Below are 24,559 nucleotides of genomic sequence, written 5' to 3'. Positions count from 1 at the left end.
AAGGGGGCGCTCTCGGAAGGCGCTGCTACAACCTCAGTTGTCGCCGTCCTCGTCGATCAGGAAGCCCCGCATCGGCGCCGGAGCCTGCTGCATCGGCTGCGGCGGCTGCGGACGGACGGCCGCCATCGGCTGGGTCATCCCGGCCGGCTGCATCTGCGGAGCACCGCTGTTGCCACCGGTCGACTGGCCGCCGAAGCTCGGCGCCGAGGAGTTGCCACCGAAGGAGCTGTTCCCGCCGAAGGACGGCGAGTTGCCCCCGAAGGACGGCTGGCCGCCACCGAAGCTCGGCGCACCGCCGCTCATCGCGCCGGCACCGGCCGGAGCCATCGACGAGGCCGCCGGCGGCAGCGACGCGGTGGCGGGGATCCGCGGCGGGGCGAGCGAGTCGTCGGCCTGCGACTCCAGCTGACGCAGCTGGGTCTCCAGGTACGACTTCAGACGGGTGCGGTACTCACGCTCGAACGCCCGCAGGTCCTCGACCTTGCGCTCCAGCGTGGCCCGCGCCGACTCCAGCGAGCCCATCGCGACGCGGTGCTTCTCCTGCGCGTCCCGCTCCAGCGCGTCGGCCTTCGCACGGGCGTCGCGCTCCAGGCCCTCGGCCCGGCTGCGCGCCTCGCCGACGATCTTGTTGGCCTCGGAGCGGGCCTCGGAGATCGCCTGGTCGGCGGTCTGCTGAGCGAGCGCCAGCACGCGGGCCGCGCTGTCGCCACCGGGGCCCTGCTGCTGCATCGGGGCGCCCATCGGCTGCATCTGCTGCTGCTGCGGGCCGCCCATGGGGCCGCCCATCGGCTGCATCTGCTGCTGGCCCATGCCCTGGCCCATCGGGTTGCCCATCTGCTGCGGGCCACCGGGACCGCCCATGGGCTGGAGCATCTGACCGCCCATCGGCTGGACCAGCTGCTGCTGGCCGCCCATGGTCTGGTTCATCTGCTGCTGCTGCGGGCCGCCGGCAGCGGGAAGCTGCGGGGCGGATCCGGCGGGCAGGCCGAGGGGCTGGTTGCCCATCTGCTGCTGCGGGCCGCCGGGGCCCATCTGCTGCGGACCACCCGGACCCATCTGCTGCGGACCACCGGGGCCCATCTGCTGCGGGCCGCCCGGACCCTGCTGGCCGGGGACCGGCGGACCGGATATGGCGGCCGGCACCGGAGCGCCGCCCTGTCGGGGCGCGTCCTGCTGCGGCTCCTTGCGCAGGTTGGCCTGGTTCTGCGCGGCGGCACGAGTCGCCGCGGCCAGCTTGGCGCGCAGGTCCTCGTTCTCCCGGAGGAGGCGGGTCAGCTCCGCCTCGACCTCGTCGAGGAAGGCATCGACCTCGTCCTCGTCATAGCCTTCACGCAGGCGGACGGTCGTGAACTGCTTGTTCCGAACGTCCTCGGGGGTCAATGGCATCTCTTCACCTCAACGTGATCGTCGGCACACCGGCATCCTGTCGCATCGCTCACCTACGACTAGGGGTGCACAAGCGAGATCAGGACATACACAATGATCATCAGTACGAAGAAGGACAGGTCGAGCGCCACGCCCCCGAAACGCAACGGCGGAATGAGCCGCCGAAGAAGCTTGAGCGGCGGATCCGTGACAGTGTACGTGGCCTCCAGGACCAGGACCATGGCCTTGCCGGGCCGCCACGAACGCGCGAACTGGAAGACCCAGTCCATGACCAGTCGTACGAGCAGGAACACCAGGAAGACGGTCAGGGCGTAGTAGAGCACCGCCCACACGATGTCCATCGCGTTTCCCTCTCCCCGGTCCCGATCCCTCGGGCCTGCCGCTCGTCACCTGTCGCTAAACCACTGTTGATCAGATCCACACGTAAAGTCGTGGCCGGGTCAGCTCTGGTTGAAGAACCCACCCTCGGCGATCCGAGCCTTGTCCTCCGCCGTGACATCGACGTTAGCAGGCGACAGCAGGAACACCTTCTGTGTCACGCGCTCGATACTGCCGTGCAGACCGAAGACGAGTCCAGCGGCGAAGTCTACGAGGCGCTTCGCGTCGGTGTCGTCCATCTCCGTCAGATTCATGATCACGGGGGTGCCGCCGCGGAACTGTTCCCCGATGGTACGGGCCTCGTTGTAGGTCCGGGGGTGCAGCGTGGTGATGCGGTAGGGCTCTCGTTCGTTCACGACCTTGGGCATGATCACCGGTGCGCTCTTCTCCAGGTTGTGGCGACGTTCGGGTGTGATGGACGACACGGGGGCCATCCTCGGAGTCTCCTGTCGGATCGGCACCGCCGCGGGCACCGGCTGCGGGGCGATCGAGGAGACCGGAGCGGGCGCGGCGGCCACCGGAGCCGGGGCCGGCCGGGGGATGTCCTCGGTCCGCTGGCCCGTCCGGATCGGCTCGGGGTCCGCGTCGTAGTCGTCGTCGGGGTCGTACCCCTGGCCGTCGTACGTCTCGTCCTCCACGAGGCCGAGGTAGACCGCCATCTTGCGCATTGCGCCGGCCATGCTCCTGTCTCCTCCGCTCATAGCCACCTCGCTGACGCTCGGTGGCGGGCTTCGCGATGCGCGCACCTTCTGATGGTCGCTCGCTCCGCTCGCTCCGTCAGGACCGGCTCCGTCCCGGCAACCCGGGCACATGACGGCCCTGCCTGCGGATTCCGCGGCCCCTCCACGACGGCGCGTCAGCCCGACGGCCGGTCAGTTTCGTGGAGTGGGGGCCGCGGAGCTGCGATCCACGGTTCGCTAGCGCTCCGAAGAGCTGCTAGATTCTGTCCTATTTTGTCCTGCTGTCTGATCTACTTACCCGGTGACGTTACCTGAGGGGTGACCTCACTCCGAGTACCGCCGTTCCGACGCGCACATGTGTCGCTCCGGCGGCAATCGCCTGCTCAAGGTCGCCGCTCATCCCTGCGGAGACCATGGTGGCAGCCGGATGGTCCGCCCGTACGGCGGTTGCGATTTCCGTCAGCCGATCGAAGGCGCGGGCCGGATCCCCGGCCAGCGGGCCCGCCAGCGGAGCGACGGTCATCACACCGTCCAGCCGCAGCCCGGGCGTGTCGGCGATCGCGTCGGCCAGTTGCGCGACGTCCTCCGGCGCGACCCCCGCCCGGTGCTCGCCCTCCCCGTACGCCTTGTCCAGCGCCACCTGCACCAGGCAACCCAGCTCCGGGCGCTCCGACTTGAGCACCGCCGCGGAGAGCGACTGGACCAGCCGGAGCCGGTCCACCGAGTGCACGTGGTTCGCGTACCGGACGACCGAGCGGACCTTGTTGGTCTGCAGCTGGCCGACGAAGTGCCAGTCAAGAGGAAGGTTTCTGCACTGCTCCGCCTTGGGAGCGGCGTCCTGGTCACGGTTCTCCGCGACGTCCGTCACACCGAGTCCGGCCAGCAGCGCGGTGTCCTCAGCGGGGTAGGTCTTGGTGACGACGACCAGGGTGACCTCGCTCCGGGCGCGCCCGGCGGCCGCGCACGCGTCCGCGATCCGGCGCTCGACCACGTCGAGGTTGGTGCCGAGTTCCTCGTACCGGGCCCGCTGGCCCTCCGTCAGCGCCGCCACGAACGCGGCGCTCCCCGGGAACGGTCCGTAGATGTCGTTCGTCATCAGTGATCAGAGCCCAACCAGACGTAGCTCGCGAGCCGGCCGGTGCGCTGCTCGCGGCGATAGGAGTAGTGATCGGCGGATTCGAGGGTGCAGACCGGTGACCTCACCAGCTCCTTGACCCCCGCCGCGGCCAGCTGGGCCGCGACTCCCTCCGGCACGTCCAGGGCCGGAGTCCCCCAGGACGTCTCGGCGAAGGCCTCCGGCACCACCGCGGCGACCTCGGCGCGCAGTTCGGCCGGCACCTCGTAGCAGCGGCCGCAGACCGCGGGCCCGGTGGCGGCGGTGATCCGCGAGGGCTCCGCGCCCAGTTCGACCATCGCCCGGACGGCCGCGGGCACCACCCCGGCCGCCAGCCCGGGCCGGCCCGCGTGGGCCGCGCCCACCACGCCCGCCACCGGATCGGCCAGCAGCACCGGGGTGCAGTCGGCGGTCAGCACCGCCAGCGCGAGCGGCCGGTCGGAGACCACCGCGTCCACCGTCGGGGCCTGCCCGAGCGGCTGGCGCTCGGTCACCACCGCGACCTCGGCGCCGTGCACCTGGTTCATCCACACCACGTCGGCCGGGTCGAGCCCCAGCCGCCGGGCGGCCAGCGCCCGGTTCTCCCGCACGGCCTCCGGGTCGTCCCCCACCGCGCCGCCGAGGTTGAGCTCCCCGTACGGCGAAGTGCTCACCCCGCCCCACCGTGAGGTGAAGGCGAAGTGAGCACCCGCGCGGATCGCGTGATCGATCACTTAAGGAAATCCGGGACGTCGAGCTCCTCCGCCGGGCTCTCCACGAACGGCTGCCGGGCCGGCTGCACCTGCGGCGGAACCGGGGCGGAGGCGGTCGTGGTGGTCGAGGTCTCGGCGCTCCGGCTCGACGTGGTGGTCGAGGACTCGCCCTCCGAACGGGACGTCACCGAGCCGATCGTCCCGTACGGGCGGCCGGCCGGGCGCTCCGGGGCGGCCGGCGGGGTGGCCGGGCGCTCCGGGGTGGTGGACTTGACCACCGGGTCGCGGACGATCGCCGGCGGCTGCCCGCCGTCGAAGCCGGCCGCGATGACGGTGACCCGGACCTCGTCGCCGAGCGCGTCGTCGATGACGGCACCGAAGATGATGTTCGCCTCGGGGTGCGCCGCCTCGCTGACCAGCTGGGCCGACTCGTTGATCTCGAACAGGCCGAGGTCGGAGCCGCCCGAGATGGACAGCAGCACGCCGCGGGCGCCGTCGATCGAGGCCTCCAGCAGCGGCGAGGAGATCGCCATCACGGCGGCGGCCTTGGCGCGGTCCTCACCGCGGGCGGAGCCGATGCCCATGAGCGCCGAACCGGCGTCCGACATGACGGACTTGACGTCGGCGAAGTCGAGGTTGATCAGACCCGGGGTGGTGATCAGGTCGGTGATGCCCTGGACACCGGAGAGCAGGACCTGGTCGGCCGAGCGGAACGCGTCGAGGACGCTGACCTGGCGGTCCGAGATGGACAGCAGCCGGTCGTTGGGGATCACGATGAGGGTGTCGACCTCTTCGCGCAGGGAGGCGATGCCGTCCTCGGCCTGGTTGGCCCGGCGGCGGCCCTCGAAGGTGAAGGGGCGGGTGACCACGCCGATCGTCAGGGCGCCCAGCGAGCGCGCGATGTTGGCGACGACGGGCGCGCCGCCCGTGCCCGTGCCACCGCCCTCGCCGGCGGTCACGAAGACCATGTCGGCCCCCTTGAGGACCTCCTCGATCTCCTCGCGGTGGTCCTCGGCGGCCTTGCGGCCGACCTCGGGGTTGGCGCCGGCGCCGAGGCCCCGGGTGAGTTCACGGCCCACATCGAGCTTGACGTCGGCGTCGCTCATCAGGAGGGCCTGCGCATCGGTGTTGATCGCGATGAACTCGACGCCCTTGAGACCGACCTCGATCATCCGGTTGATGGCGTTGACACCACCGCCGCCGATTCCGACGACCTTGATGACTGCGAGGTAGTTCTGCGGTGCTGCCACGTCGAAGGCCTCTCGCCTCGAATTTCCGGGTCGGCCCGACCCGGGGCGGGGCCGTACCGACGGATGTCGATGGGTAGGGAGCCTGGTTTCTGACTGAATGTCCGAAATGCCGACCGCCGACCCCAACCCTAAACTTGACCTTTAGGGTTAGTTCTGTGTCTCCGTCACATCACCAGGAAACACAGTCTGGTGACACAGGACACTAGGTGGCTCCAGGCACGCGTTTCAACGAACACGCCGAGCTTCCCTTTTTCTTTTGAGCCTATGTGATCATCGGCCGGCTTAGGAAACCGGGGGTGACCACCAAGAGTCGGGCCGACACTTCAAGGCGTCAACCCCTCCCTCAGGCAGAGAACCTACCGGATCATCCCGACACCGCCGGCGCCTCCGGCGCCGTCACGTCGAAGTTCGTGCCCTTCTGGTTCAGGAGCGCGACCAGGACCCGGGCCTTGCGGTCGATCTGCTCCGGACTCCCCCAGCGCACCGTCGCACCCCCGCTGAGCTGCAACTGGATGTCGTCGTACGAGTGCACCAGCACCGAACCGACCCGCTTGGCGACCTCCGGCGGCAGCCCGGCGGCCACCGCCACCGCGCCCTGCACCAGCTGCGGACGGGAGATCACCCCGTCGACGTCGTTCGCCTGCTGACTGAGTCGCAGCTCGACCACCGGGACGCCCTCGGGCGGGGCCGGTTCGGTGGCGAAGCTCACGCCCCCGGCGTCGACCTGGGTGAACCGGCCGTCGTCCCCCTTGACCGCGGCCACCGCCGTGCGCTGGACGACCTTCACCCGCAGGGTGTGCGGCCAGCCCCGCCACACCTCGGCCCTGGCCACCCGGGGGATCCCCTCCACCCGGTGCCGGACGCCGTCCAGGTCCACGCGCGCCAGCGGCCCGTCGCCGAGCCCGCCGACCGCCTCGCGGACCTGGTCCGGCGTCAGCTTGTCGTCGCCCGCGCCCTGGACGGCGACGGTGCGCACGTCCAGGACCGAGGAGAAGAACACCAGCCAGGCCAGCACGCCGAGCACCGCGGCGCCGAGCGCGCCCAGCACCACGATGCCCCGCCGGGAGAGCCGGAGGCGGGGAGCGGACTCCTCCACCTCCAGCTCCTCCTCCAGCGGGTCGGCGAGCCGGCCGTCAGCCACGGCGGCGGCCGCCGCGGTGGGCCTGGATGGCCTCGTAGACCATGCCGACCAGCAGGTCGTCGGCGTCCCGGCGGCCGAACTCGGCGGCCGAACGGCTCATGTCCCACAGCCGCTGCGGATCGGTGAGCACCGGCAGCACGTTCTGCAGCACCCAGTCCGGGGTCAGCTCGGCGTCGTCCACCAGCAGACCGCCGCCGGCCTTGACCATCGGCTGGGCGTTCAGCCGCTGCTCGCCGTTGCCGATCGGCAGCGGGACGAAGGCGGCGGGCAGGCCGACGGCCGCCAGCTCGGCCACCGTCATGGCGCCGGCCCGGCAGAGCATCATGTCGGCGGCCGCGTAGGCGAGGTCCATCCGGTCCAGGTACGGCACCGGGCGGTACGGCGGCATCCCGGGGACGTCCGCCACCTGCGGCAGCTCGTTCTTCGGGCCGACCGCGTGCAGGATCTGCACGCCGTACTGCTGGAGCCGCGGGGCGATCGCGGTGATCGTCTCGTTGAGCCGGCGGGCGCCCTGGGAGCCGCCGGAGACCAGCAGGGTGGGCAGCCGCTGGTCGAGGCCGAAGTACTGGCGGGCCTCCGGACGGGCCGCGCCGCGGTCCAGGGTGGCGATGGTCCGGCGCAGCGGGATGCCGATGTACCGGGAGTCGCGCAGCTTGCTGTCCGGCGTGGAGACCGCCACGAAGTCGCTGTAGCGGGCGCCGATCTTGTTGGCCAGGCCCGGGCGGGCGTTCGCCTCGTGCACCACGATCGGCACCCCGGCCCGCTTGGCGGCCAGGTAGGCGGGCATCGCGACGTAGCCGCCGAAGCCGACCACGGCGTCCGCGTTGACCCGCTCGATGATCTCCTGGGCGGCCCGGACGGTGCCGCGCAGCCGGCCGGGGACGGTGATCAGCTCCGGGGTGGGCTTGCGGGGCAGCGGGACGGCCGGGATGAGCTCGAGCTGGTAGCCGCGCTCGGGTACCAGTCGGGTCTCCAGTCCGCGCTCGGTGCCCAGGGCGGTGATCCCGACGGACGGGTCGTGCCTGCGGAGGGCATCCGCGAGGGCCATGGCCGGCTCGATGTGACCGGCGGTCCCCCCGCCGGCGAGTACGACATGCACCGAAATTCACCGCTCCCTGCGTGCCGGCCCCGGGGCCGGGCGCGCTGTGGTTCGTCGTCGTGGCAGCACCCGGGCCAGTTGTCTCCTGATCCGGGAGTTCTTGCTCCGGGCGGCCAGGGCCGCCTTCGCGCCCGAGGTGCTGCGCGCCAGGCACAGCAGCACACCGATCGCGGACATGGCCGACAGCATGGCGGAACCGCCGTAGGAGAACAGCGGGAGCGGGACGCCCGCGATGGGCAGCAGTCCCAGCGCCGACCCCAGGTTGATCATGGCCTGCGCCATGATCCAGGTGGTGGCGGCTCCCGCGGCGTACCTGACGAAGGGCTCCTTCGTACCGATGGCCACACGGATACCCGCGTAGCCTAGTGCCGCGAAGAGACCGAGCACCGACAGCGTCCCCACCAGACCGAGTTCCTCGCCGGTCGCGGCGAAGATGAAGTCGGTGTGCGCCTCGGGCAGCTGGCCCCATTTCTCCACGCCGGCGCCGAGGCCGGTACCGAAGCCGCCGCCGTTGGCGAACGCGAAGACGCCGTGCAGGGCCTGGAAGCAGGCGCCCTCCGGGTCGAGCTTGGTGACGCCGATGCAGCCCAGCCGCTCGGCCCGGTGCGGGACGGTGACCACCAGCGCGGTGCAGACCACCACCGCCACCCCGACGGTGGCCACGAACAGCCGCAGCGGCGCGCCGACCATCCAGAGCAGCGCGAACAGCATCGCCACCAGGATCATCGAGGTGCCCATGTCGCCGCCGAACATGATCAGCGCGAGCAGCAGCAGGGCCCCCGGCACCAGCGGCACCAGCAGGTGCTTCCACGAGTTGAGGGTGCCGGCCTTCTGCTTGCGGGCGAGCAGGTCGGCGCCCCAGAGCACCAGCGCGAGCTTGGCGAACTCCGAGGGCTGGAACTGGAAGAAGCCGAAATCCAGCCAGTTCTGGTTGCCGTTGATCCGCACCCCGATGCCGGGGATGGCGACCAGGGTGAGGGCGCCGATCACCGCGATCATCACCGGGTAGGTGATCACCCGCAGCACCGCCACCGGGACGGAGGCGAAGCCGATCAGCAGGACCAGGCCGAGGATGGCCGCGATCAGCTGCTTGAGGAAGTAGTACTGCGCCGTGTGGTGCTGGTTCAGGGCGAGGATCTGCGAGGCCGAGAAGACCATCATCAGGCCGAGCACGACCAGCAGCAGGGTGCTGCCGAGCACCAGCAGGTACGGGGTGAGCGGCCGGTCCAGCCAGTACCGCCACCGGGCCCGGAAGGCCTGGAGACGGGCCAGCGGACCGGCCGACTTGTACTTGGTCGTGGTGGCGGAGATCACCCTCATCGGCTCGGCGGCGTCCCGCTTCACAACGCCGGAATCCGCTCTGCCCTGCCCCGCCACCGCTCCCCGCTCACTCTCTCCGTCCGACGCGCCCGCGCCGGCCCGTCCACCCGCCTGACTACTCGCCCGCCAGCTCCCGGACGGACGCCGCGAAGAGGTCGCCGCGCTCGCCGTAGTTGGTGAACATGTCCATCGAGGCGCAGGCCGGCGCCAGCAGCACCGTGTCACCCGATCGGGCGAGCGACGCGGCCGTTCGAACGACCTCGGCCATCGCCACCGCGCCAGTCTGGCCCTCGGCCGCCTCGATCACCGGCACATCCGGAGCGTGTCGCTCCAGCGCCTCCCGGATCACCGCCCGGTCCTGGCCGATCAGCACCACGGCGCGCAGCCGCTCGGCCGCGCCCTGCACCAGGTCGTCGAAGGTCGCGCCCTTGGCCAGGCCCCCGGCGATCCAGACGATCGGCCGGTAGGCGGCCAGCGAGGCGGCCGCCGCGTGGGTGTTGGTGGCCTTGGAGTCGTCGATGTACGTGACCTCGCGGACCACGCCGACCTCGGCGATCCGGTGGGCGTCCGGGCGGAAGGCCCGCAGGCCCTCCCGGACGGCCTTCGGCTCGACGCCGTACGCCCGGGCCAGCGCCGCCGCGGCGAGCGCGTTGGCGATGTTGTGCGGGGCCGGCGGGTTCACGTCCGACACGGCGCCCAGCTCGGCCGCGTTCTTGGCCCGGTCCTCGACGAAGGCGCGGTCCACCAGCAGCCCGTCCACCACGCCGAGGTTCGACGGGCCGGGGGCGCCGAGGCCGAAGCCGATCGCCCGGCAGCCCTCCTCGACGTCGGCCTCGCGGACCAGCGCCTCGGTGGCCGGGTCGGCCAGGTTGTACACGCAGGCGACCGTGTTGCCCTCGTAGATCCGGCCCTTGTCGGCGGCGTACGCCTCCATCGAGCCGTGCCAGTCGAGGTGGTCGGGCGCCAGGTTGAGCACCGCGGCCGAGTGCGGGCGCAGCGAGGGCGCCCAGTGCAGCTGGTAGCTGGAGAGCTCGACGGCGAGCACGTCGTACGGCTCCTCGGCGAGCACCGCGTCCAGGACCGAGACCCCGACGTTGCCGACGGCGGCGGTGCGCTTGCCGGCGGCGGTGAGGATCGAGGCGAGCATCTGGACGGTGGTGGTCTTGCCGTTGGTGCCGGTGACGGCCAGCCAGGGGGCGGGCTCGCCGGTGCCGGGCAGCGGCCTGCGCAGCCGCCAGGCCAGCTCGACGTCGCCCCAGACCGGCACCCCGGCCGCCTCGGCGGCGGCGAACAGCGGGCTGTCCGGCGCCCAGCCGGGCGAGGTGACGATCAGTTCGGTGCCCTCGGGCAGGCTCGCGCCGTCGCCGAGCCGCACGGTGACGCCGAGCGCCTCCAGCTCGGCGGCCCGGGCGGCCAGGCCGGGGCCGCTGCCGCCGTCCACCACGGTGACCCGGGCGCCGAGGCCGTGCAGGACGCGCGCGGCGCTGATGCCCGAGACGCCGAGCCCGGCGACGGCGACCGGCAGGCCGGCGAAGTCCGGGTTGGCCGGGGTGGTCAGGTCGGGGTCGGTCATCCGGTCACCCATCCCGCGTAGAACAGGCCGAGGCCGACGGCGACGCACAGGCCCTGGATGATCCAGAACCGGACGACGATCAGGACCTCGGTCCAGCCCTTGAGTTCGAAGTGGTGCTGCAACGGCGCCATCTTGAAGACGCGCTTGCCGGTCATCCGGAAGGAGCCGACCTGGATGATCACCGAGAGGGTGATGATCACGTAGAGGCCGCCGAGCAGGGCGAGCAGCAGCTCGGTGCGGGAGCAGATCGCCAGACCGGCCAGGGCGCCGCCGAGGGCGAGCGAGCCGGTGTCACCCATGAAGATCTTGGCGGGCGAGGTGTTCCACCACAGGAAGCCGAAGCAGGAGCCCATCAGGGCGGAGGCCACGACGGCGAGGTCCAGCGGGTCCCGGATGTCGTAGCAGTTGGCGGTCGCGGTGATCGCGTAGGCGCAGCTCTGGGTGTGCTCCCAGATGCCGATGAAGGTGTAGGCGCCGAAGACCATCACCGAGGCGCCGGTGGCCAGGCCGTCCAGACCGTCCGTCAGGTTCACGCCGTTCGACATCGCGGCGATCATGAAGTACGCGAAGATGACGAACAGGACGGGGCCGATCGCCCACTTGAAGTCCCGGACGAAGGACAGGCTCTGGGACGCCGGGTTGAGCCCGCGGTCGTCCGGGAACTGCATCGCCAGGATGGCGAACCCGAGGCCGACGATCGACTGGCCGGCCAGCTTCGCCTTGGCCCGCAGGCCCAGCGAGCGGCGCTTGACCACCTTGATGTAGTCGTCCAGGAAGCCGACCAGGCCGAGGCCCGCGGTCAGGAAGAGCACCAACAGCCCGGAGGCGGTCGGGCTCTCGCCCGTTATCGCCTTCGTGGCGAAGTACGCGATCAGGGTCGCCAGGATGAAGGCGATGCCGCCCATGGTGGGCGTGCCCTTCTTGCTGTGGTGCGCCTTGGGGCCGTCGTCCCGGATGTACTGGCCGTAGCCGTGCTTCGCGAGCACCTTGATCAGGGCGGGGGTGCCGAGCAGCGACAGGATGAGACCGATCATCCCGGAGAAAAGGATCTGCTTCATCAGGCGGCCACACCGTCCGTCAGGAGGGCCTCGGCCACCTTCTCCAGCCCCACCGAACGGGAAGCCTTCACCAGGACCACGTCCCCCGGCCGCAGCTGACTGCGCAGCAGCTCGACCGCCGCGTCCGCGTCGGACACCAGCACCGACTCCTCACCCCACGAACCTTCGTTCCTCGCGCCGAGTTCCATGCAGGCCGCCTCGCGTCCGCCGACCGCCACCAGCTTGGTGACGTCCAGCCGGACGGCGAGCCGCCCGATGGCGTCGTGCTCGGCCAGGCTGTCCTCGCCGAGCTCCCGCATCTCGCCGAGCACCGCCCAGGTGCGGCGGCGCTCCGGGCCCCGGCCACCCATCGAGACGAGCGCCCGCAGCGCGGCCCGCATCGAGTCGGGGTTCGCGTTGTAGGCGTCGTTCACGACGGTGACACCGTCGGCCCGGTCGACGACCTCCATGCGCCAGCGGGACAGCGCACCCGCTTCGCCCAGGGCTGCCGCGGTGTCGTCGACGGACATCCCGAGCTCCACCGCCACCGCTGCGGCGGCGAGGGCGTTCGAGACGTGGTGCTCACCGTACAGGCGCAGCTGCACGGGCGCGGAACCGGCCGGGGTGGTGAGCGTGAACGATGGCCGCCCGGTGGCGTCCAGGCGAACGTCGGTGGCCCGGACGTGGGCGTCCGGCGATTCCCCGAACAGGACCACCTTCGCCCTGGTACGGGAGGCCATCGCGCGCACCAGCCGGTCGTCCGCGTTGAGGATCGCGGCGCCGTCGGCGGGCAGCGACTCCACCAGTTCGCCCTTGGCCTCGGCGATCGCCTCCTGGGAGCCGAACTCGCCGACGTGGGCGGTGCCGACGTTGAGCACCACGCCGATCCGGGGCGGGGTGATCGAGGTGAGGTACTCGATGTCGCCCTTGTGCCGGGCGCCCATCTCCATGACCAGGTGCCGGGTGCCGGCCTCGACCCGCAGCGCGGTCATCGGGTGGCCGATCTCGTTGTTGAGCGAGCCGGGCGGGTAGACGGTCTCGCCGCGGCGCTGGAGCAGCTGGGCGATCAGGTCCTTGGTGCTGGTCTTGCCGGCCGAGCCGGTCAGCGCGACCACGGCGGTGCCCTCGGCGCGGGCGACCACGGCGCGGGCCAGCCGGCCGAGCGCCTCCACCACACTGTCGACCAGGACGGCGGGTACGCCGACCGGGCGGGAGGCCAGCACCGCGACGGCGCCGTCCCCGACCGCCTTGGCCGCGTAGTCGTGGCCGTCCACGTGCTCGCCGACGAAGGCCGCGAACAGGCCGCCGGGGGCCACCTTCCGCGAGTCGACCTCGACCGGGCCGGTGACCAGGGCGTCCGGGTCGGCGCCGTCCAGCGTGCCTCCGACGGCGGCGGCCACCTCGGCGAGGGTCAGTGCGATCACTGCTGCTCTACTCCTCGGTCGCCCCGTGCGGCCGTGGTCCGCGCGATGGATTCGCGCAGCACCTCCCGGTCGTCGAAGGGGCGGATCTCGTCTCGTACGTACTGGCCGAGCTCGTGGCCCTTGCCGGCCACCAGCACGGTGTCCCCCGCCCGGGCGCGCGCGACGGCGAGGCCGATCGCCTCGGCCCGGTCGGGGACGACCAGGACGTCGCCGCGCTCGGCCTCGGGCACCGCGGCGGCGCCGGTCAGCATGGTGGCGAGGATCGCCAGCGGGTCCTCGCTGCGCGGGTTGTCACTGGTCAGCAGGGCGGTGTCGGCGAGACGGGCGGCGATGGCGCCCATCGGGCCGCGCTTGTGCGGGTCGCGGTCGCCGCCGCAGCCGACCACGACGTGCAGCCGGCCCTCGGTGACCTCGCGCAGCGAGGCGAGGACGGCCTGCAGGGCGTCCGGCTTGTGCGCGTAGTCGACGACGGCGACGAACGGCTGTCCGGCGTCCACCCGCTCCAGCCGGCCGGGCACGCCGGGGACGGCGGCGACGCCGGCCACGGCCCGCTCCAGCGGCAGGCCGGCGGCGACCAGCAGGGTGATCGCGGCGAGCGCGTTGGCGACGTTGAACGGGCCGGGCAGCGGGACGGAGGCCTCGGCCTCGGCGCCGTCCGGGCCCAGCACCTTGAAGGTGGAGCCGACCGGCCCGAGCCGGACGTCCACGGCCCGCCAGTCGGCCGCCGCGGCGCCGGTCGCGGAGAAGGTGGTCACCGGGATCTTGGCCTCGGCGGCGAGCCGGCGGCCGTACTCGTCGTCCAGGTTGACCACGCCGTGGCGGGACTTGCCGGGCTGGAAGAGCCGGGCCTTCGCCTGGAAGTAGTCCTCCATGTCCGGGTGGAAGTCGAGGTGCTCGGGGGTCAGGTTGTTGAACAGCGCGACGTCGTACGCGACCCCGTCGGTGCGGCCGAAGACCAGGGCGTGGCTGGAGACCTCCATGGTCACCGCGTCGGCGCCGCGCTCGGCCATCACGCCGAGGATCGCGTGCAGGTCGGTGGCCTCGGGGGTGGTGCGCTCGCTCTTGATCCGCTCCTCGCCGACCCGCATCTCGACGGTGCCGATCACGCCCGGGCTGCGCCCGGCGCCGCGCAGGCCGCCCTCGACCAGGTAGGAGGTGGTGGTCTTGCCGTTGGTGCCGGTCAGCCCGATCATCAGCAGCCGCCGGGAGGGGCGGCCGTAGACGATCGCGGCCAGCTCGCCCATGACGGCCCGCGGCCGGTCGACGACCAGCAGCGGCAGGCCGGTGGCGGCCGCCTGCTCGGCACCGGCCGGGTCGGTGAGCACCGCCACCGCGCCGGACTCCGCGGCCTTGCCGGCGAACGCCGCGCCGTGGTGGTTGGCGCCCGGGAAGGCCACGTACACGTCGCCCGGACGGACCGCGCGGGAGTCGTGGGTGACGCCGGTGACGGCGCCGCCCTCGACGGGCGGCAGGCCCAGTTCGGCGGCCAGCTCGGCGAGCGGCAGGGCGGTGGTCCCGGTCGGACGGGGCGGACTCACGGTGGTTTGATCGGGTTTCGGCACGGCGGGAAGGCTATCCGCCGAAGGGTGTCCAGGGCCAAACCGGCCCTCCGCCGCGCCGTGCTCCGGCCCGGCCGGTCCGTTGCTCATCGTGCGCTCACGGCTTCCACTCGACGGCCAGGTTCGGCGCCGGGCTGCCGCTCGGCGGGACCTGCATGGTCTTCAGGGTGAACTCCATCACCTGCTTGAACACCGGGCCGCACAGCTGGCCGCCGAAGTGGCCGTTGACCGGGCCCTGGAGGGTGCAGGAGACGGTGTAGCGGGGGGCGTCGGCGGGGGCGAAGCCGATGAAGGAGGCGGTGTAGCCGTCGTAGCCCTTGCCGTCGGCGGCGCCCCGGTCGGCGGTGCCGGTCTTGCCCGCGACCCGGTAGCCGGGGATGGCGGCCTTGCCGCCGGTGCCCTGCTCGTCGTCGACGACCGACTCCAGCATCGAGGTGAGGGTCTTGGCCGTCTCCGGGCTGACCACCCGGGTCTGCTCCCCCGGCGCGCTCGGGGCGTACTTGCCGTTCGGGTCGGTGACGCCCTGGACGATGCTGGGCGCGACCCGCACCCCGCCGTTGGCGATGGTCGAGTAGACCGAGGTGGCCTGGAGCGCGTTCATCTGCAGCGGGCCCTGACCGAAGGAGATGTTGTACTTCTCCGAGGCGACCAGGTCCTCCGGCTTCTTGAGCATCCCGGAGGTCTCCCCGGGGAAGCCCAGACCGGTCGGCTGGGCCACCCCGAACTTGCGCATGTAGCCGTCCAGCACCTGGTTGGTCTTCAGCTGGTCGCCGCCGCCGAGGGTCTCGACCGCCTCGATGGTGCCGATGTTGGAGGACTTGGCGAGCACCCCGGCCAGGGTCAGGTGCCAGTCGCCGTGCTCGACGTCGTCCTTGAACTGCTGCCCGGCCCGGACCAGCCGGTTGGGCACGGTGACCTTGGTGTCCCAGTTGGCCGTGCCGGAGTCCAGCACCGCGGCCAGGCTCATCAGCTTGGCGGTGCTGCCCGGTTCGTACGCGTCGACCAGGGCCGGGTTGCCCATCTGGGACTGCTTGGCCAGGCTCAGGTCGTTCGGGTTGAAGCCGGGCGCGGTGGCCATCGCGAGGACCTGGCCGGTCTTCACGTCCTGGACCACCACGTAGCCCTTCTCCGCGCCGGAGTTGGCCACCTGGTCGGTGATCGCCCGCTGGGCGGCCCACTGGATGTCCCGGTTGATGGTCAGCTTCACGTCGTCGCCCGGCACGGCCGGCTCCATCGAGCCCCCGGCGGTGGGCACCAGCCGCCCGCCCGACTGGGCGTAGCTGCTGTGGCCGTCCTTGCCGGCCAGCAGCTTCTGGTACTGCTGCTCCAGGCCGCCGGCGCCCTCGCCCTCGGCGTTGACGAAGCCGACCAGGTTGGCGGCCAGGCCGTCCGCCGGGTAGATCCGCTTCTGGGTCTCCCGGTTGAACACCCCGGCCAGCGGGTTGGCGCACTCGTTGTCCACCCGGGTGCGCCCGCCCTGGTCGGCGGGCTTGCCGAGCAGCTTCTTCTGGGCCTGGCAGGCCCGCGAGCCGGCCTGCTTCTCCAGGCCCGACTTGAGGTCGCTGATCTGCTTCTTGGCGGCCGGGGTCTGCTGGGCCGCGAGCCGCTTGTAGCGGGTCTTGGGGGTGTGCAGGTCGGTGGCGATCTTCTCCTTGGGCACGCCGAGGATCGGCGACAGCAGCGCGGCCGCCTGCTCCGGCGCGTCCGGGATGCCGGTCGCCTCCGGGGTGAACATCGCCGGGTCGGCGGTGATGTCGTACGCGTCCACGGTGGCCGCCAGCGCGACCCCGTCGGAGGACGTTATCGAGCCGCGTTCGGCGGTGATCGGGATGTTCATGTAGCGGTTGGTGTTGGCGTCGGCGGCCAGCGCGTCGGCGTCCACCAGCTGGAGCTGCACCAGGCGGCCCGCGAAGACGGAGAACACCAGCGACAGCACCACGGAGATCACCCGCAGCCGGCGCTTCGGCTCGGCCAGCTTGAGCGCCTTGGGGCGCAGCGGCGGACGGCTCTTCGGGCGCACCGCCGCCTGGCTGCGGGCCGGCGGGCGCCCCTCGGGGCGGCGCTGCTGCGGCGCCCGCGGGGTACGGCCGGCGGAGGCCGACTTGGCGGGCTGGGCCTTGGCCGACTGGCTGCGCGCGGGCTGGCCCTTCGCGGGCTGGCTGCGGGAGGGCTGGGCCTTGGCGGGCTGGCTCCTGGCCGGCTGCCCCTTGGCCGGCTGGGCCTTGGTGGGCTGACCGCGGCCGGCGGCGGACTGCGCGCGCGGCGCGGTGCCCCGGGGCACCGGACGGCGGCCGTTGCCGCTGCCGGAACCGCCGGTCCCGCCCGGCTGACGTGGAGTGCTCATGCGGCCACCTCGCCGCGCTCGCCGGGCGCCTCGCGCCCGTCACCCCTTCTGACGGTCCACTGGCTCATCGGCCCGCGCCTCCGTTCGGCTTCGCGGCCGCGGCGGGCGAGACCGGGTTGAGCTGGATCACCGAGTCGCCGGCGGACGTCGCCGGGGCCGGTGCGGGCGGCGGCGCGGCCGGCGAGGGGGCACCGCCCGGCTGCGGCGCGGCCGGTGACGGCCCGGCGGCGGGCTGGGCCGCGCTCGGCTGGGCGGCACCGGAGGGGGTCCTGGTCGGCCACGGCTCGGCCGTGGACCGCTTGACCGGCGGGCTGTCCTGCGCCGGACCGGGGGTGCCGACCACCTTGCCGCCGTTCGGGACGTCCAGGAAGGCCATCCCGCCGGCCGGGACCATGCCCAGCTCGGCGGCGCGCCTGGCCAGCGCGTCCGGGGCCGAGCTCTGGTCGATCTCGTGCTGGAGGCTCTGCTGTTCGTCGGTCGCCACAGTGGTCTGCTTCTGCAGTCGGGACAGCTCGAAGGAGCCCTCGTTGAGTGCGGTGTTCAGCGCGAGCAGGCCGAGCAGCCCGGCCGCCAGCAGCACCACGACGAGCACCGCGAACGGTGTGCGCCTCCGTACCGGACGCCTGCCCGGCCGGACCGTGATCCGCGCCCTGCCCTGCCCGGGGAGTCCTCCCCGCCCCGCCCGGACCTCACCGGCCACCGGCCCCACCGCTTTCCTCCGCCCTTCGGACCCCGCCGGGCCGGTTCGTCAGCCCCGCTTGCTTCGGTCCCTGATCCTCTCCGCCACCCGCAGCCGTACGGGCGCGGCGCGCCGGTTCTCCTCGATCTCCTCCTCGGTGGCCAGCTCGGCACCGCGAGTGATCAGTTTGAGCCAGGGCTGGTGCTCCTCCGGGATGAACGGCAGCCCCGGCGGAGCGGTGTTGGTCGCACCGGCGGCCAGGTACTGCTTGACGAGCCGGTCCTCCAGCGACTGGTAGGACATCACCACGATCCGGCCGCCGATCGCGAGGACGTCCAGCGCCCCCGGGATCGCCCGGTCCAGGACCTCCAGCTCGCCGTTGACCTCGATCCGCAGCGCCTGGAACGTCCGCTTGGCCGGGTTCCCGCCGGTCCGACGGGTCGCCGCCGGAATGGCGTTCCGCACCAACTCGACCAGACGCGCGCTGTTGGTGAACGGTTCCTTCTCCCGCTCCCGCAGGATCGCCGAGGCGATCTTCCCGGCGAACCGCTCCTCGCCGTACACCTTGAGGATGCGGGCCAGGTCGCCGTGGCCGTAGGTGTTCAGCACCTCCGCCGCGCTGATCCCCCGGGTCTGGTCCATCCGCATGTCCAGCGGCGCGTCCTGCGCGTACGCGAAGCCGCGGTCCGCCTCGTCCAGCTGCATCGAGGAGACGCCGAGGTCGAACAGGACGCCGTCGACCCGGTCGATGTCCAGGCGCTCCAGCACCTCGGGGATCTCGTCGTAGACGGCGTGCACCAGGGTCGCCCGGTCGCCGAACGGGGCCAGCCGCTCGCCGGACAGCTTCAGCGCCGCCGGGTCGCGGTCCACCGCGACCAGCCGCACCTCCGGGAACTGGGTCAGCAGCGCCTCGCTGTGCCCGCCGAGGCCGAGGGTGGCGTCCACCACGACGGCCCCGGGGCGCGAGATCGCCGGTGCGAGCGCGTCCATGCACCGCTGGAGCATCACCGGAACGTGCTTGGGGCCCGGTTCGTTGGTGGTCATGCGCGGTGGCGCCCTTCCTCGGTGCGGAGCAGCCCGACGTCCGGGAGCTGCGACCATTCTCGCCCACCGTGCCCCGGCACGACGAAGCGGCCCGTGGTCCCCGCCCGCTCGAGGGGAAGGTCGTGACCGCCCGGCGCCGGGGAAGGTGCGCCAGGTGGGCACGGAGCGGGAGGAGGCCACGGGCCGCTTCGACCGGGCCGCACCGGCCGGGGAAGCCCCGTTGACGGGCCCCGGCGGGTGTGCTCCACTGCGCCGCAAACTCTATCGCGCGGCCCCTGCCAGTCAATGGCCCGCTCCGGCGCACCACCCGGGCGGCGGTACGGATCACCGCAGGTCGCGGCCCTCGGGGCGGACCGGCGGCGGTCCGGATCGGGGGCCTTCGGCGGCAGGCGCGCGCCCCCTGGCCGCCCCGCGTGCGGGGTCGGCGGCGGCCGCTCCGGGAGCAGCTCCCGTTGTGGCGATGCACCCGATCACGGCCCGCCGTTCTGTAGCTCCCGGCCCCACCGCGCGGGCCCGATCCGCACTAACGTCGCCCCCATGACAGTGACACCCGACCGGCCCTCGCCGAACGCCGCTGCCGACCCTGCCAGACCCACCGTCATCGACCGCTTCGTCACGGCCAACCGCGCCTACGCGGTGACCTTCCGGGACGGCGGCATGGACGCCCGCCCGGTGCAGAAGATCGCCGTGGTCGCCTGCATGGACGCCCGACTCGACCTGTTCGCCGCGCTCGGCCTCGAACTCGGCGACGCCCACGTCATCCGCAACGCCGGCGGCGTCGTCACCGACGACACCATCCGGTCCCTGACCATCAGCCAGCGCGCCCTCGGCACCCGCTCGATCGCGCTGATCCACCACACCGGCTGCGGCCTGCTCGGGCTGACCGAGGACTTCCGCCGCGAGCTGGAGCTGGAGGTCGGCCAGCGCCCGCAGTGGGCGGTGGAGGCCTTCGTCGACCTGGACGGCGACGTCCGCCAGTCCATGCAGCGCGTCCGCACCTCTCCCTTCCTGCCGCACACCGACGACGTCCGCGGCTTCGTCTTCGACGTCCACACCGGCCTGCTCCGCGAGATCGACTGAGCGACCCGCCCCGACCCTGCCCGGCCGACGGTGTCCGGGCATTCGGGCACCGCCGAATGGTGACTTCTGGCCATCCCGCGGGGGAGAATGCGCCTGCCGGTCGGACCCCGAACCACCTGGGGCGGCCAGGCCGCAGGCCGCCTTCCCGGCCGCCGGCTCCTCGTTCGGAACCGCCCCCGGGACGGCCGCGTCAAGCATGGGGTGGGGTCCGGCCTCGGGACGGGGCGGGCACAGGGTGCCAGGGAGCGTATACGGGTGACGAGCTACAAGGATCAGGCCGGACTCGGCAGTCCCGCGGGGGGCGAACCGCAGCGGGCGGGCGGGTTCCGGCAGACCGGGCTCCCCGAACTCGCCGCGGTCGTGGACCGCGTGCGCGGCAACGTCGAGAGCGTGATCGAGGGCAAGCCGGAGGCCGTCCGGATCGCCCTGACCGTCCTGCTCGCCGAGGGCCACCTGCTGCTGGAGGACGTGCCCGGCGTCGGCAAGACCATGCTGGCCAAGGCGCTCGCCCGCTCGCTCGACTGCACCGTGCGCCGCATCCAGTTCACGCCCGACCTGCTGCCCTCGGACGTCACCGGCACCAACATCTACGACCAGCAGCGGCACGACTTCGAGTTCCGCCCGGGCGCGATCTTCGCCCAGGTCGTGGTCGGCGACGAGATCAACCGCGCCTCGCCGAAGACCCAGTCGGCGCTGCTGGAGTCCATGGAGGAGCGCCAGGTCACCATCGACGGCACCAGCTACGAACTGCCCTCGCCGTTCATGGTCGTGGCCACCCAGAACCCGGTCGAGATGGAGGGCACGTACCCCCTGCCGGAGGCCCAGCGCGACCGCTTCATGGCCCGGATCTCGATCGGCTACCCCAGCCCCGAGGCCGAGCTCGCGATGCTCGACACCCACGCCGGCGCCAGCCCGCTGGAGGACCTCCAGCCGGTCGCGCACGCCTCCGACATCCTCAAGCTGATCGACCTGGTCCGCACCGTGCACATCGCCGACCCGGTCCGCCGCTACGCCGTCGACCTGGTCGGCGCCACCCGCACCAGCCCCGAGCTGCGCCTGGGCGCCTCGCCCCGCGCGACCCTGCACCTGGTCCGGGCCGCCCGCGCCGCCGCCGCGCTGGACGGGCGCGACTACGTCACCCCGGACGACATCCAGCGCCTCGCCGTCCCGGTCCTGGCGCACCGTCTGATGCCGACCGCCGAGACCCAGCTCAGCCGCCGCACCTCCGAGCAGATCGTGGCCGACCTGGTCGCCCGGCTGCCGCTGCCGCGCCCGCAGGGCGGCCCGGCCGTCCGGAGGGGCTGAGGTGGCCCAGTCCGAATCATCGGGACTGCGGGCCGGGTTCCGCGGTCTCACCACCCGGGGGCGGTCCTTCCTCGCCGCCGGGGTCACCGCGGTGGCCTGCTCCTACCTGCTCGACCAGGACGCCCTGCTGCGCGTCGGCGTCCTGCTCGCCGCGCTGCCGCTGGTCGCCGTGGTGGTCGTCGCCAACACCCGCTACCGGGTGGCCAGCGGACGCCGGCTCAGCCCGCGCCGGGCGGTCGCCGGCCAGGAGGCCCGGGTCCACCTGCGGGTCGACAACGTCTCCCGGGTGCCCACCGGGGTGCTGCTGCTGGAGGACAAGGTCCCGTACGTGCTCGGGCCGCGCCCGCGCTTCGTGCTGGACCGGGTCGAGCCGCGCGGCCACCGCGAGGTCTCCTACCGGGTCCGCTCCGACCTGCGCGGCCGCTACCCGCTCGGGCCGCTCCAGCTGCGGCTGGCCGACCCGTTCGGGATGTGCGAGGTGACCCGCGCCTTCACCGCCTCCGACGTCCTCACCGTCGTCCCCCAGGTCCAGGCGCTGCCGTCGGTACGGCTCAGCGGCGAGTGGATCGGCCAGGGCGAGAGCCACAGCCGCACCCTGGCGCTGGCCGGCGACGACGACGTGATCCTGCGCGAGTACCGGCCCGGCGACGACCTGCGCCGGGTGCACTGGCGCTCCACCGCCCGGTACGGCGAGCTGATGGTGCGCCGCGAGGAGCAGCCGCAGCAGGCCCGGGCCACCGTCGTGCTGGACACCCGGGAGATCGCCCACCGGGGCAGCGGCCCCGCCTCCTCCTTCGAGTGGGCGGTCGGCTGCGCCGCCTCGGTCGCCGTGCACCTGCTGGAGCGCGGCTACCAGACCCGGCTGCTCACCGACACCGGGCTGTCGGTGCCCGGGCCGGGCGCGGGCGGCAGCCACAGCGGCGCCGACACCTCCGGGCTGGTCCTGGACGCCCTCGCGGTCGCCGACCTGTCCGACGGCGGCACCCTGTCCCGCGCCGAGGACCCGCTGCGCGCCGGCGGCGAGGGCCTGCTGGTCGCCGTCCTCGGCGAGCTGGACGACGCCCAGGCCACCCGGCTGGGCCGGCTGCGCAGCCGCGCCGGCGGGGCGATCGCCTTCCTGCTGGACACCGGCACCTGGGCCGGCCTGCGGATGCTCGCCCCGGACACCGGCGGCGACGACTTCCGGGCCCGGGTCCAGCAGCTGCGCGAAGCCGGCTGGACGGTGATCCCGGTACGGGCCGGGGACTCCGTACCGGACCTGTGGCGGGCCGCCGACGGCAGCCGGACGACCGCCCCCTACCGAGAAGAGGCCGGCGCGTGACCACCCGGGCCAAACTGACCGCGTACTCGGCGCTGGCCACCGCCCTCGCCGCGCTGTGCATGATGCCGCTGCTCACCACCCGCAGCTGGCTCACCCACGCCCTCCTGGTGATCGCCGTGGTCGCCGCGGCCGGCGCGGGCCTGCGCCGCGCCCCGGTGTACCGCTGGACGGTGCCGCTCGGGCAGCTGCTGGTCCTGCTCCTCCTGCTGCTGCTCGGCTTCGCCGGCGAGGGCGGGATGCTGCCCGGCCCGTCCGCGCTGCGGGTCCTGGACCAGGTCTTCACCGCCGGCCTGGACGACATACAGCAGTACGCCATCCCGGCTCCGCCCACCGCCGGACTGCGGCTGATCCTGGTCTCGGCGATCGGGCTGATCGCCGTCGCGGTGGACACCGTCGCGGTGACCTACCGGCGCTCGGCGCTGGCCGGGCTGCCGCTGCTGGCGCTGTACTCGGTCGGCAACGGCCTGGCCGGGGAGCACGGCAGCTGGGTCTGGTTCGCCGTCGCCGCGGCCGGCTACCTGCTGCTGCTGTTCGCCGAGGGCCAGGACCGGGTCTCCCGCTGGGGCCGGGTGTTCTACGGCGGCGCGCGCGGCTCGGTGGAGTCCGGCCGGGTCAGCCCGGGCGGGCGGCAGGTCGGCGTGCTGGCCCTGGCGGTGGCGCTGCTGCTGCCGGTGGTCCTGCCGCACTGGAGCTTCGGGCTGCTGAACTCCGGCTCCGGCGGATCGGGCGGCAAGGGCGTCGGCGGGAGCCTGTCGACCAGCCTCGACCCGCTGGTCAGCCTGGAGGCCGCGATCTCCAAGCCGACCGACGCGGAACTGCTCAGCTACACCCTGGACACCCCGCTGGCCGACCAGGTCTACCTGCGGACCGGCTCGCTCGACCAGTTCGACGGCGTCAACTGGCGGCTCGGCAGCACCACCGTCCAGGACCTCCCGGCGGCCCTGCCCGCCCCCGAGGGCCTGCGCGATCCCCAGGTGGCCCGGTTCGAGGGCGACTTCAAGGTCGACGAGCGGCTGGGGGGGAGCTGGCTGCCGATGCCCTACCCGGCCGCCTCCGTCCAGCTCCCCGACCGGAGCGCCTGGAAGCTCGACCCGCTGACCCGTACCGTCCTGCCGACCAGCGACAAGGCGATCCGCGGCCTGAGCTACCACGTCACCGCCCTGGACGTGCGGCCCACCGCCAACGAGCTGCGCCTCGCGGGCACCGCGCCGTCGGACATCAGGGAGCGCTACACCGCCCTCCCGACCGACCTGCCGCCGGTCGTCGCCGAGCAGGCCAAGGCCGTCACCGCCGGCGCGAAGAACGACTTCGACCGGGCGACGGCGCTGGTCAACTGGTTCACCGGGCCGGGCTTCACGTACGACACCGCCGTCAGCGGCGGCACCGGCAGCAACGCCATCGCCGTCTTCCTGCGCGACCGCCGGGGCTTCTGCGTGCACTTCGCCTCCACCATGGCGGCGATGGCCCGGGAGCTGAAGATCCCGGCCCGGGTGGCCGTCGGCTTCACCCCCGGCGACAGCAAGGGCGGCAACGTCTACTCGGTGACCGGCCGGATGTACCACGCCTGGCCCGAGCTGTACTTCACGGGCTACGGCTGGCTGCGCTTCGAGCCGACCCCGAGCCGCGGCGTCCCGACCCGCTACACCGAGGCGTCCACCGCCCCGACCACCGCGCCGACCCAGCAGGCGACCGCCGCCCCGCAGACCGCCTCGGCCGCCCCGCTGCCGAGCTCCGGCTCGGACTGCACCGCCAAGCAGCGCCAGCTCGGCGAGTGCGGTTCCAAGGACAAGGCCGTCGCCAAGACCGCCGAGGAGTCCTGGCTGCTCTCCGGCCAGGTGCTCGGCACCCTGGCCGCGGTGCTCGCGCTGATCGCCCTGCTGCTCGTCCCGATGGTCTGGCGCGCGGCCGTGCGCCGACGCCGGCTGGGCGGCGGCGGGCGGCGCGGGCCCGGCGGGAGCGGAGCGGCGGAGCTGACCGACGCCCAGGTGCTGGCCGCCTGGGACGAGCTGGTCGACTCCGCCTGGGACCTCGGAATTCCCCCGGACGAGTCACGCACCCCGCGCTCGGCGGCCCACCGGATCACCGAGAAGGCCCACCTGGACGCGGACTCTGCGGCGGCCACCGGCCGACTGG

At 73.0% G+C, this 24,559-nt stretch carries 19 protein-coding genes and 1 pseudogene; 4 read left to right on the top strand and 16 right to left on the bottom strand.

What is annotated here, in order from left to right; all coding sequences use genetic code 11:
- Nucleotides 1-33: 33 nt before the first annotated feature.
- The 16 genes from ACLWS4_RS05070 to rsmH all read right to left on the bottom strand — a co-directional run bounded on the left by ACLWS4_RS05070 (nucleotide 34) and on the right by rsmH (nucleotide 18,720).
- Nucleotides 34-1,386: a DivIVA domain-containing protein gene (locus ACLWS4_RS05070; protein WP_117487433.1), complete on the bottom strand. Its 1,353-nt coding sequence runs from the start codon at nucleotides 1,384-1,386 to the stop codon at nucleotides 34-36.
- A gap of 59 nt (nucleotides 1,387-1,445) precedes the next feature.
- Nucleotides 1,446-1,727: a YggT family protein gene (locus ACLWS4_RS05065; protein ID WP_030060143.1), complete on the bottom strand. Its 282-nt coding sequence runs from the start codon at nucleotides 1,725-1,727 to the stop codon at nucleotides 1,446-1,448.
- A 99-nt stretch (nucleotides 1,728-1,826) separates the two neighbouring features.
- The gene (locus ACLWS4_RS05060) at nucleotides 1,827-2,444 is read right to left on the bottom strand and encodes a cell division protein SepF (RefSeq protein ID WP_049649528.1); all 618 of its coding nucleotides are present in this window, start codon (nucleotides 2,442-2,444) and stop codon (nucleotides 1,827-1,829) included.
- Between the two features lie 307 nt (nucleotides 2,445-2,751).
- Nucleotides 2,752-3,540 (bottom strand): YggS family pyridoxal phosphate-dependent enzyme, encoded by a 789-nt coding sequence (locus ACLWS4_RS05055; RefSeq protein ID WP_079271769.1) that lies wholly within the window; start codon nucleotides 3,538-3,540, stop codon nucleotides 2,752-2,754.
- Nucleotides 3,540-4,271: a peptidoglycan editing factor PgeF gene (pgeF, locus tag ACLWS4_RS05050; protein WP_181970547.1), complete on the bottom strand. Its 732-nt coding sequence runs from the start codon at nucleotides 4,269-4,271 to the stop codon at nucleotides 3,540-3,542. Before pgeF ends, ACLWS4_RS05055 begins: the two co-directional genes overlap by 1 nt.
- Nucleotides 4,268-5,500 (bottom strand): cell division protein FtsZ, encoded by a 1,233-nt coding sequence (gene ftsZ, locus ACLWS4_RS05045; protein ID WP_049649527.1) that lies wholly within the window; start codon nucleotides 5,498-5,500, stop codon nucleotides 4,268-4,270. Before ftsZ ends, pgeF begins: the two co-directional genes overlap by 4 nt.
- A 364-nt stretch (nucleotides 5,501-5,864) precedes the next feature.
- Complete coding sequence (locus tag ACLWS4_RS05040; RefSeq protein WP_049649526.1) at nucleotides 5,865-6,641, bottom strand: cell division protein FtsQ/DivIB; 777 nt, start codon at nucleotides 6,639-6,641, stop codon at nucleotides 5,865-5,867.
- The gene (gene murG, locus ACLWS4_RS05035) at nucleotides 6,634-7,740 is read right to left on the bottom strand and encodes an undecaprenyldiphospho-muramoylpentapeptide beta-N-acetylglucosaminyltransferase (protein ID WP_049649525.1); all 1,107 of its coding nucleotides are present in this window, start codon (nucleotides 7,738-7,740) and stop codon (nucleotides 6,634-6,636) included. The genes ACLWS4_RS05040 and murG overlap by 8 nt, the downstream gene beginning before the upstream one ends.
- A 6-nt stretch (nucleotides 7,741-7,746) precedes the next feature.
- Nucleotides 7,747-9,060 (bottom strand): putative lipid II flippase FtsW, encoded by a 1,314-nt coding sequence (ftsW, locus tag ACLWS4_RS05030; RefSeq protein ID WP_049649552.1) that lies wholly within the window; start codon nucleotides 9,058-9,060, stop codon nucleotides 7,747-7,749.
- 115 nt (nucleotides 9,061-9,175) lie between these two features.
- Entirely contained in the window at nucleotides 9,176-10,633 is a 1,458-nt protein-coding gene (gene murD / locus ACLWS4_RS05025; RefSeq protein ID WP_117487435.1) for a UDP-N-acetylmuramoyl-L-alanine--D-glutamate ligase, read from the bottom strand.
- A complete protein-coding gene (gene mraY, locus ACLWS4_RS05020; protein WP_074000913.1) occupies nucleotides 10,630-11,691 on the bottom strand; it encodes a phospho-N-acetylmuramoyl-pentapeptide-transferase in 1,062 nt (353 codons plus the stop codon). Before mraY ends, murD begins: the two co-directional genes overlap by 4 nt.
- On the bottom strand, nucleotides 11,691-13,094 hold the full coding sequence (locus ACLWS4_RS05015) for a UDP-N-acetylmuramoyl-tripeptide--D-alanyl-D-alanine ligase (RefSeq protein ID WP_049658289.1): 1,404 nt from the start codon (nucleotides 13,092-13,094) through the stop codon (nucleotides 11,691-11,693). Before ACLWS4_RS05015 ends, mraY begins: the two co-directional genes overlap by 1 nt.
- Entirely contained in the window at nucleotides 13,091-14,656 is a 1,566-nt protein-coding gene (locus ACLWS4_RS05010) for a UDP-N-acetylmuramoyl-L-alanyl-D-glutamate--2,6-diaminopimelate ligase (RefSeq protein WP_049658287.1), read from the bottom strand. Before ACLWS4_RS05010 ends, ACLWS4_RS05015 begins: the two co-directional genes overlap by 4 nt.
- 94 nt (nucleotides 14,657-14,750) lie before the next feature.
- Nucleotides 14,751-16,997 carry a penicillin-binding transpeptidase domain-containing protein gene (locus ACLWS4_RS05005; protein ID WP_416873444.1) on the bottom strand — a complete coding sequence of 749 codons (2,247 nt, stop codon included), beginning with the start codon at nucleotides 16,995-16,997 and terminating at the stop codon, nucleotides 14,751-14,753.
- A 64-nt stretch (nucleotides 16,998-17,061) separates the two neighbouring features.
- Nucleotides 17,062-17,589 carry a hypothetical protein gene (locus tag ACLWS4_RS05000; RefSeq protein ID WP_380741661.1) on the bottom strand — a complete coding sequence of 176 codons (528 nt, stop codon included), beginning with the start codon at nucleotides 17,587-17,589 and terminating at the stop codon, nucleotides 17,062-17,064.
- A 156-nt stretch (nucleotides 17,590-17,745) separates the two neighbouring features.
- Nucleotides 17,746-18,720, bottom strand: coding sequence for a 16S rRNA (cytosine(1402)-N(4))-methyltransferase RsmH (gene rsmH, locus ACLWS4_RS04995; RefSeq protein ID WP_049651922.1), 975 nt, complete (start codon nucleotides 18,718-18,720; stop codon nucleotides 17,746-17,748).
- Between the two features lie 537 nt (nucleotides 18,721-19,257).
- On the opposite strand from rsmH, the gene ACLWS4_RS04990 reads away from it, so the two are divergent.
- The 4 genes and pseudogenes from ACLWS4_RS04990 to ACLWS4_RS04975 all read left to right on the top strand — a co-directional run.
- Complete coding sequence (locus ACLWS4_RS04990; protein ID WP_049651923.1) at nucleotides 19,258-19,800, top strand: beta-class carbonic anhydrase; 543 nt, start codon at nucleotides 19,258-19,260, stop codon at nucleotides 19,798-19,800.
- A 360-nt stretch (nucleotides 19,801-20,160) separates the two neighbouring features.
- Nucleotides 20,161-21,105, top strand: coding sequence for an AAA family ATPase (locus ACLWS4_RS04985; protein WP_107086444.1), 945 nt, complete (start codon nucleotides 20,161-20,163; stop codon nucleotides 21,103-21,105).
- A 1-nt stretch (nucleotide 21,106) separates the two neighbouring features.
- Nucleotides 21,107-22,426: a DUF58 domain-containing protein gene (locus ACLWS4_RS04980; protein ID WP_049651925.1), complete on the top strand. Its 1,320-nt coding sequence runs from the start codon at nucleotides 21,107-21,109 to the stop codon at nucleotides 22,424-22,426.
- Nucleotides 22,366-24,027 (top strand): annotated as a pseudogene (locus ACLWS4_RS04975) (transglutaminaseTgpA domain-containing protein); the annotation flags it as partial. The gene ACLWS4_RS04980 and the pseudogene ACLWS4_RS04975, both read left to right, overlap by 61 nt.
- Nucleotides 24,028-24,559 lie beyond the last annotated feature (532 nt).

This window comes from Kitasatospora sp. SC0581 (assembly GCF_048159585.1).
Classification (GTDB): Bacteria; Actinomycetota; Actinomycetes; order Streptomycetales; family Streptomycetaceae; genus Kitasatospora.
Note: the sequence above shows the minus strand (reverse complement) of the source record. Positions and strands in the feature narration are given on the sequence as shown.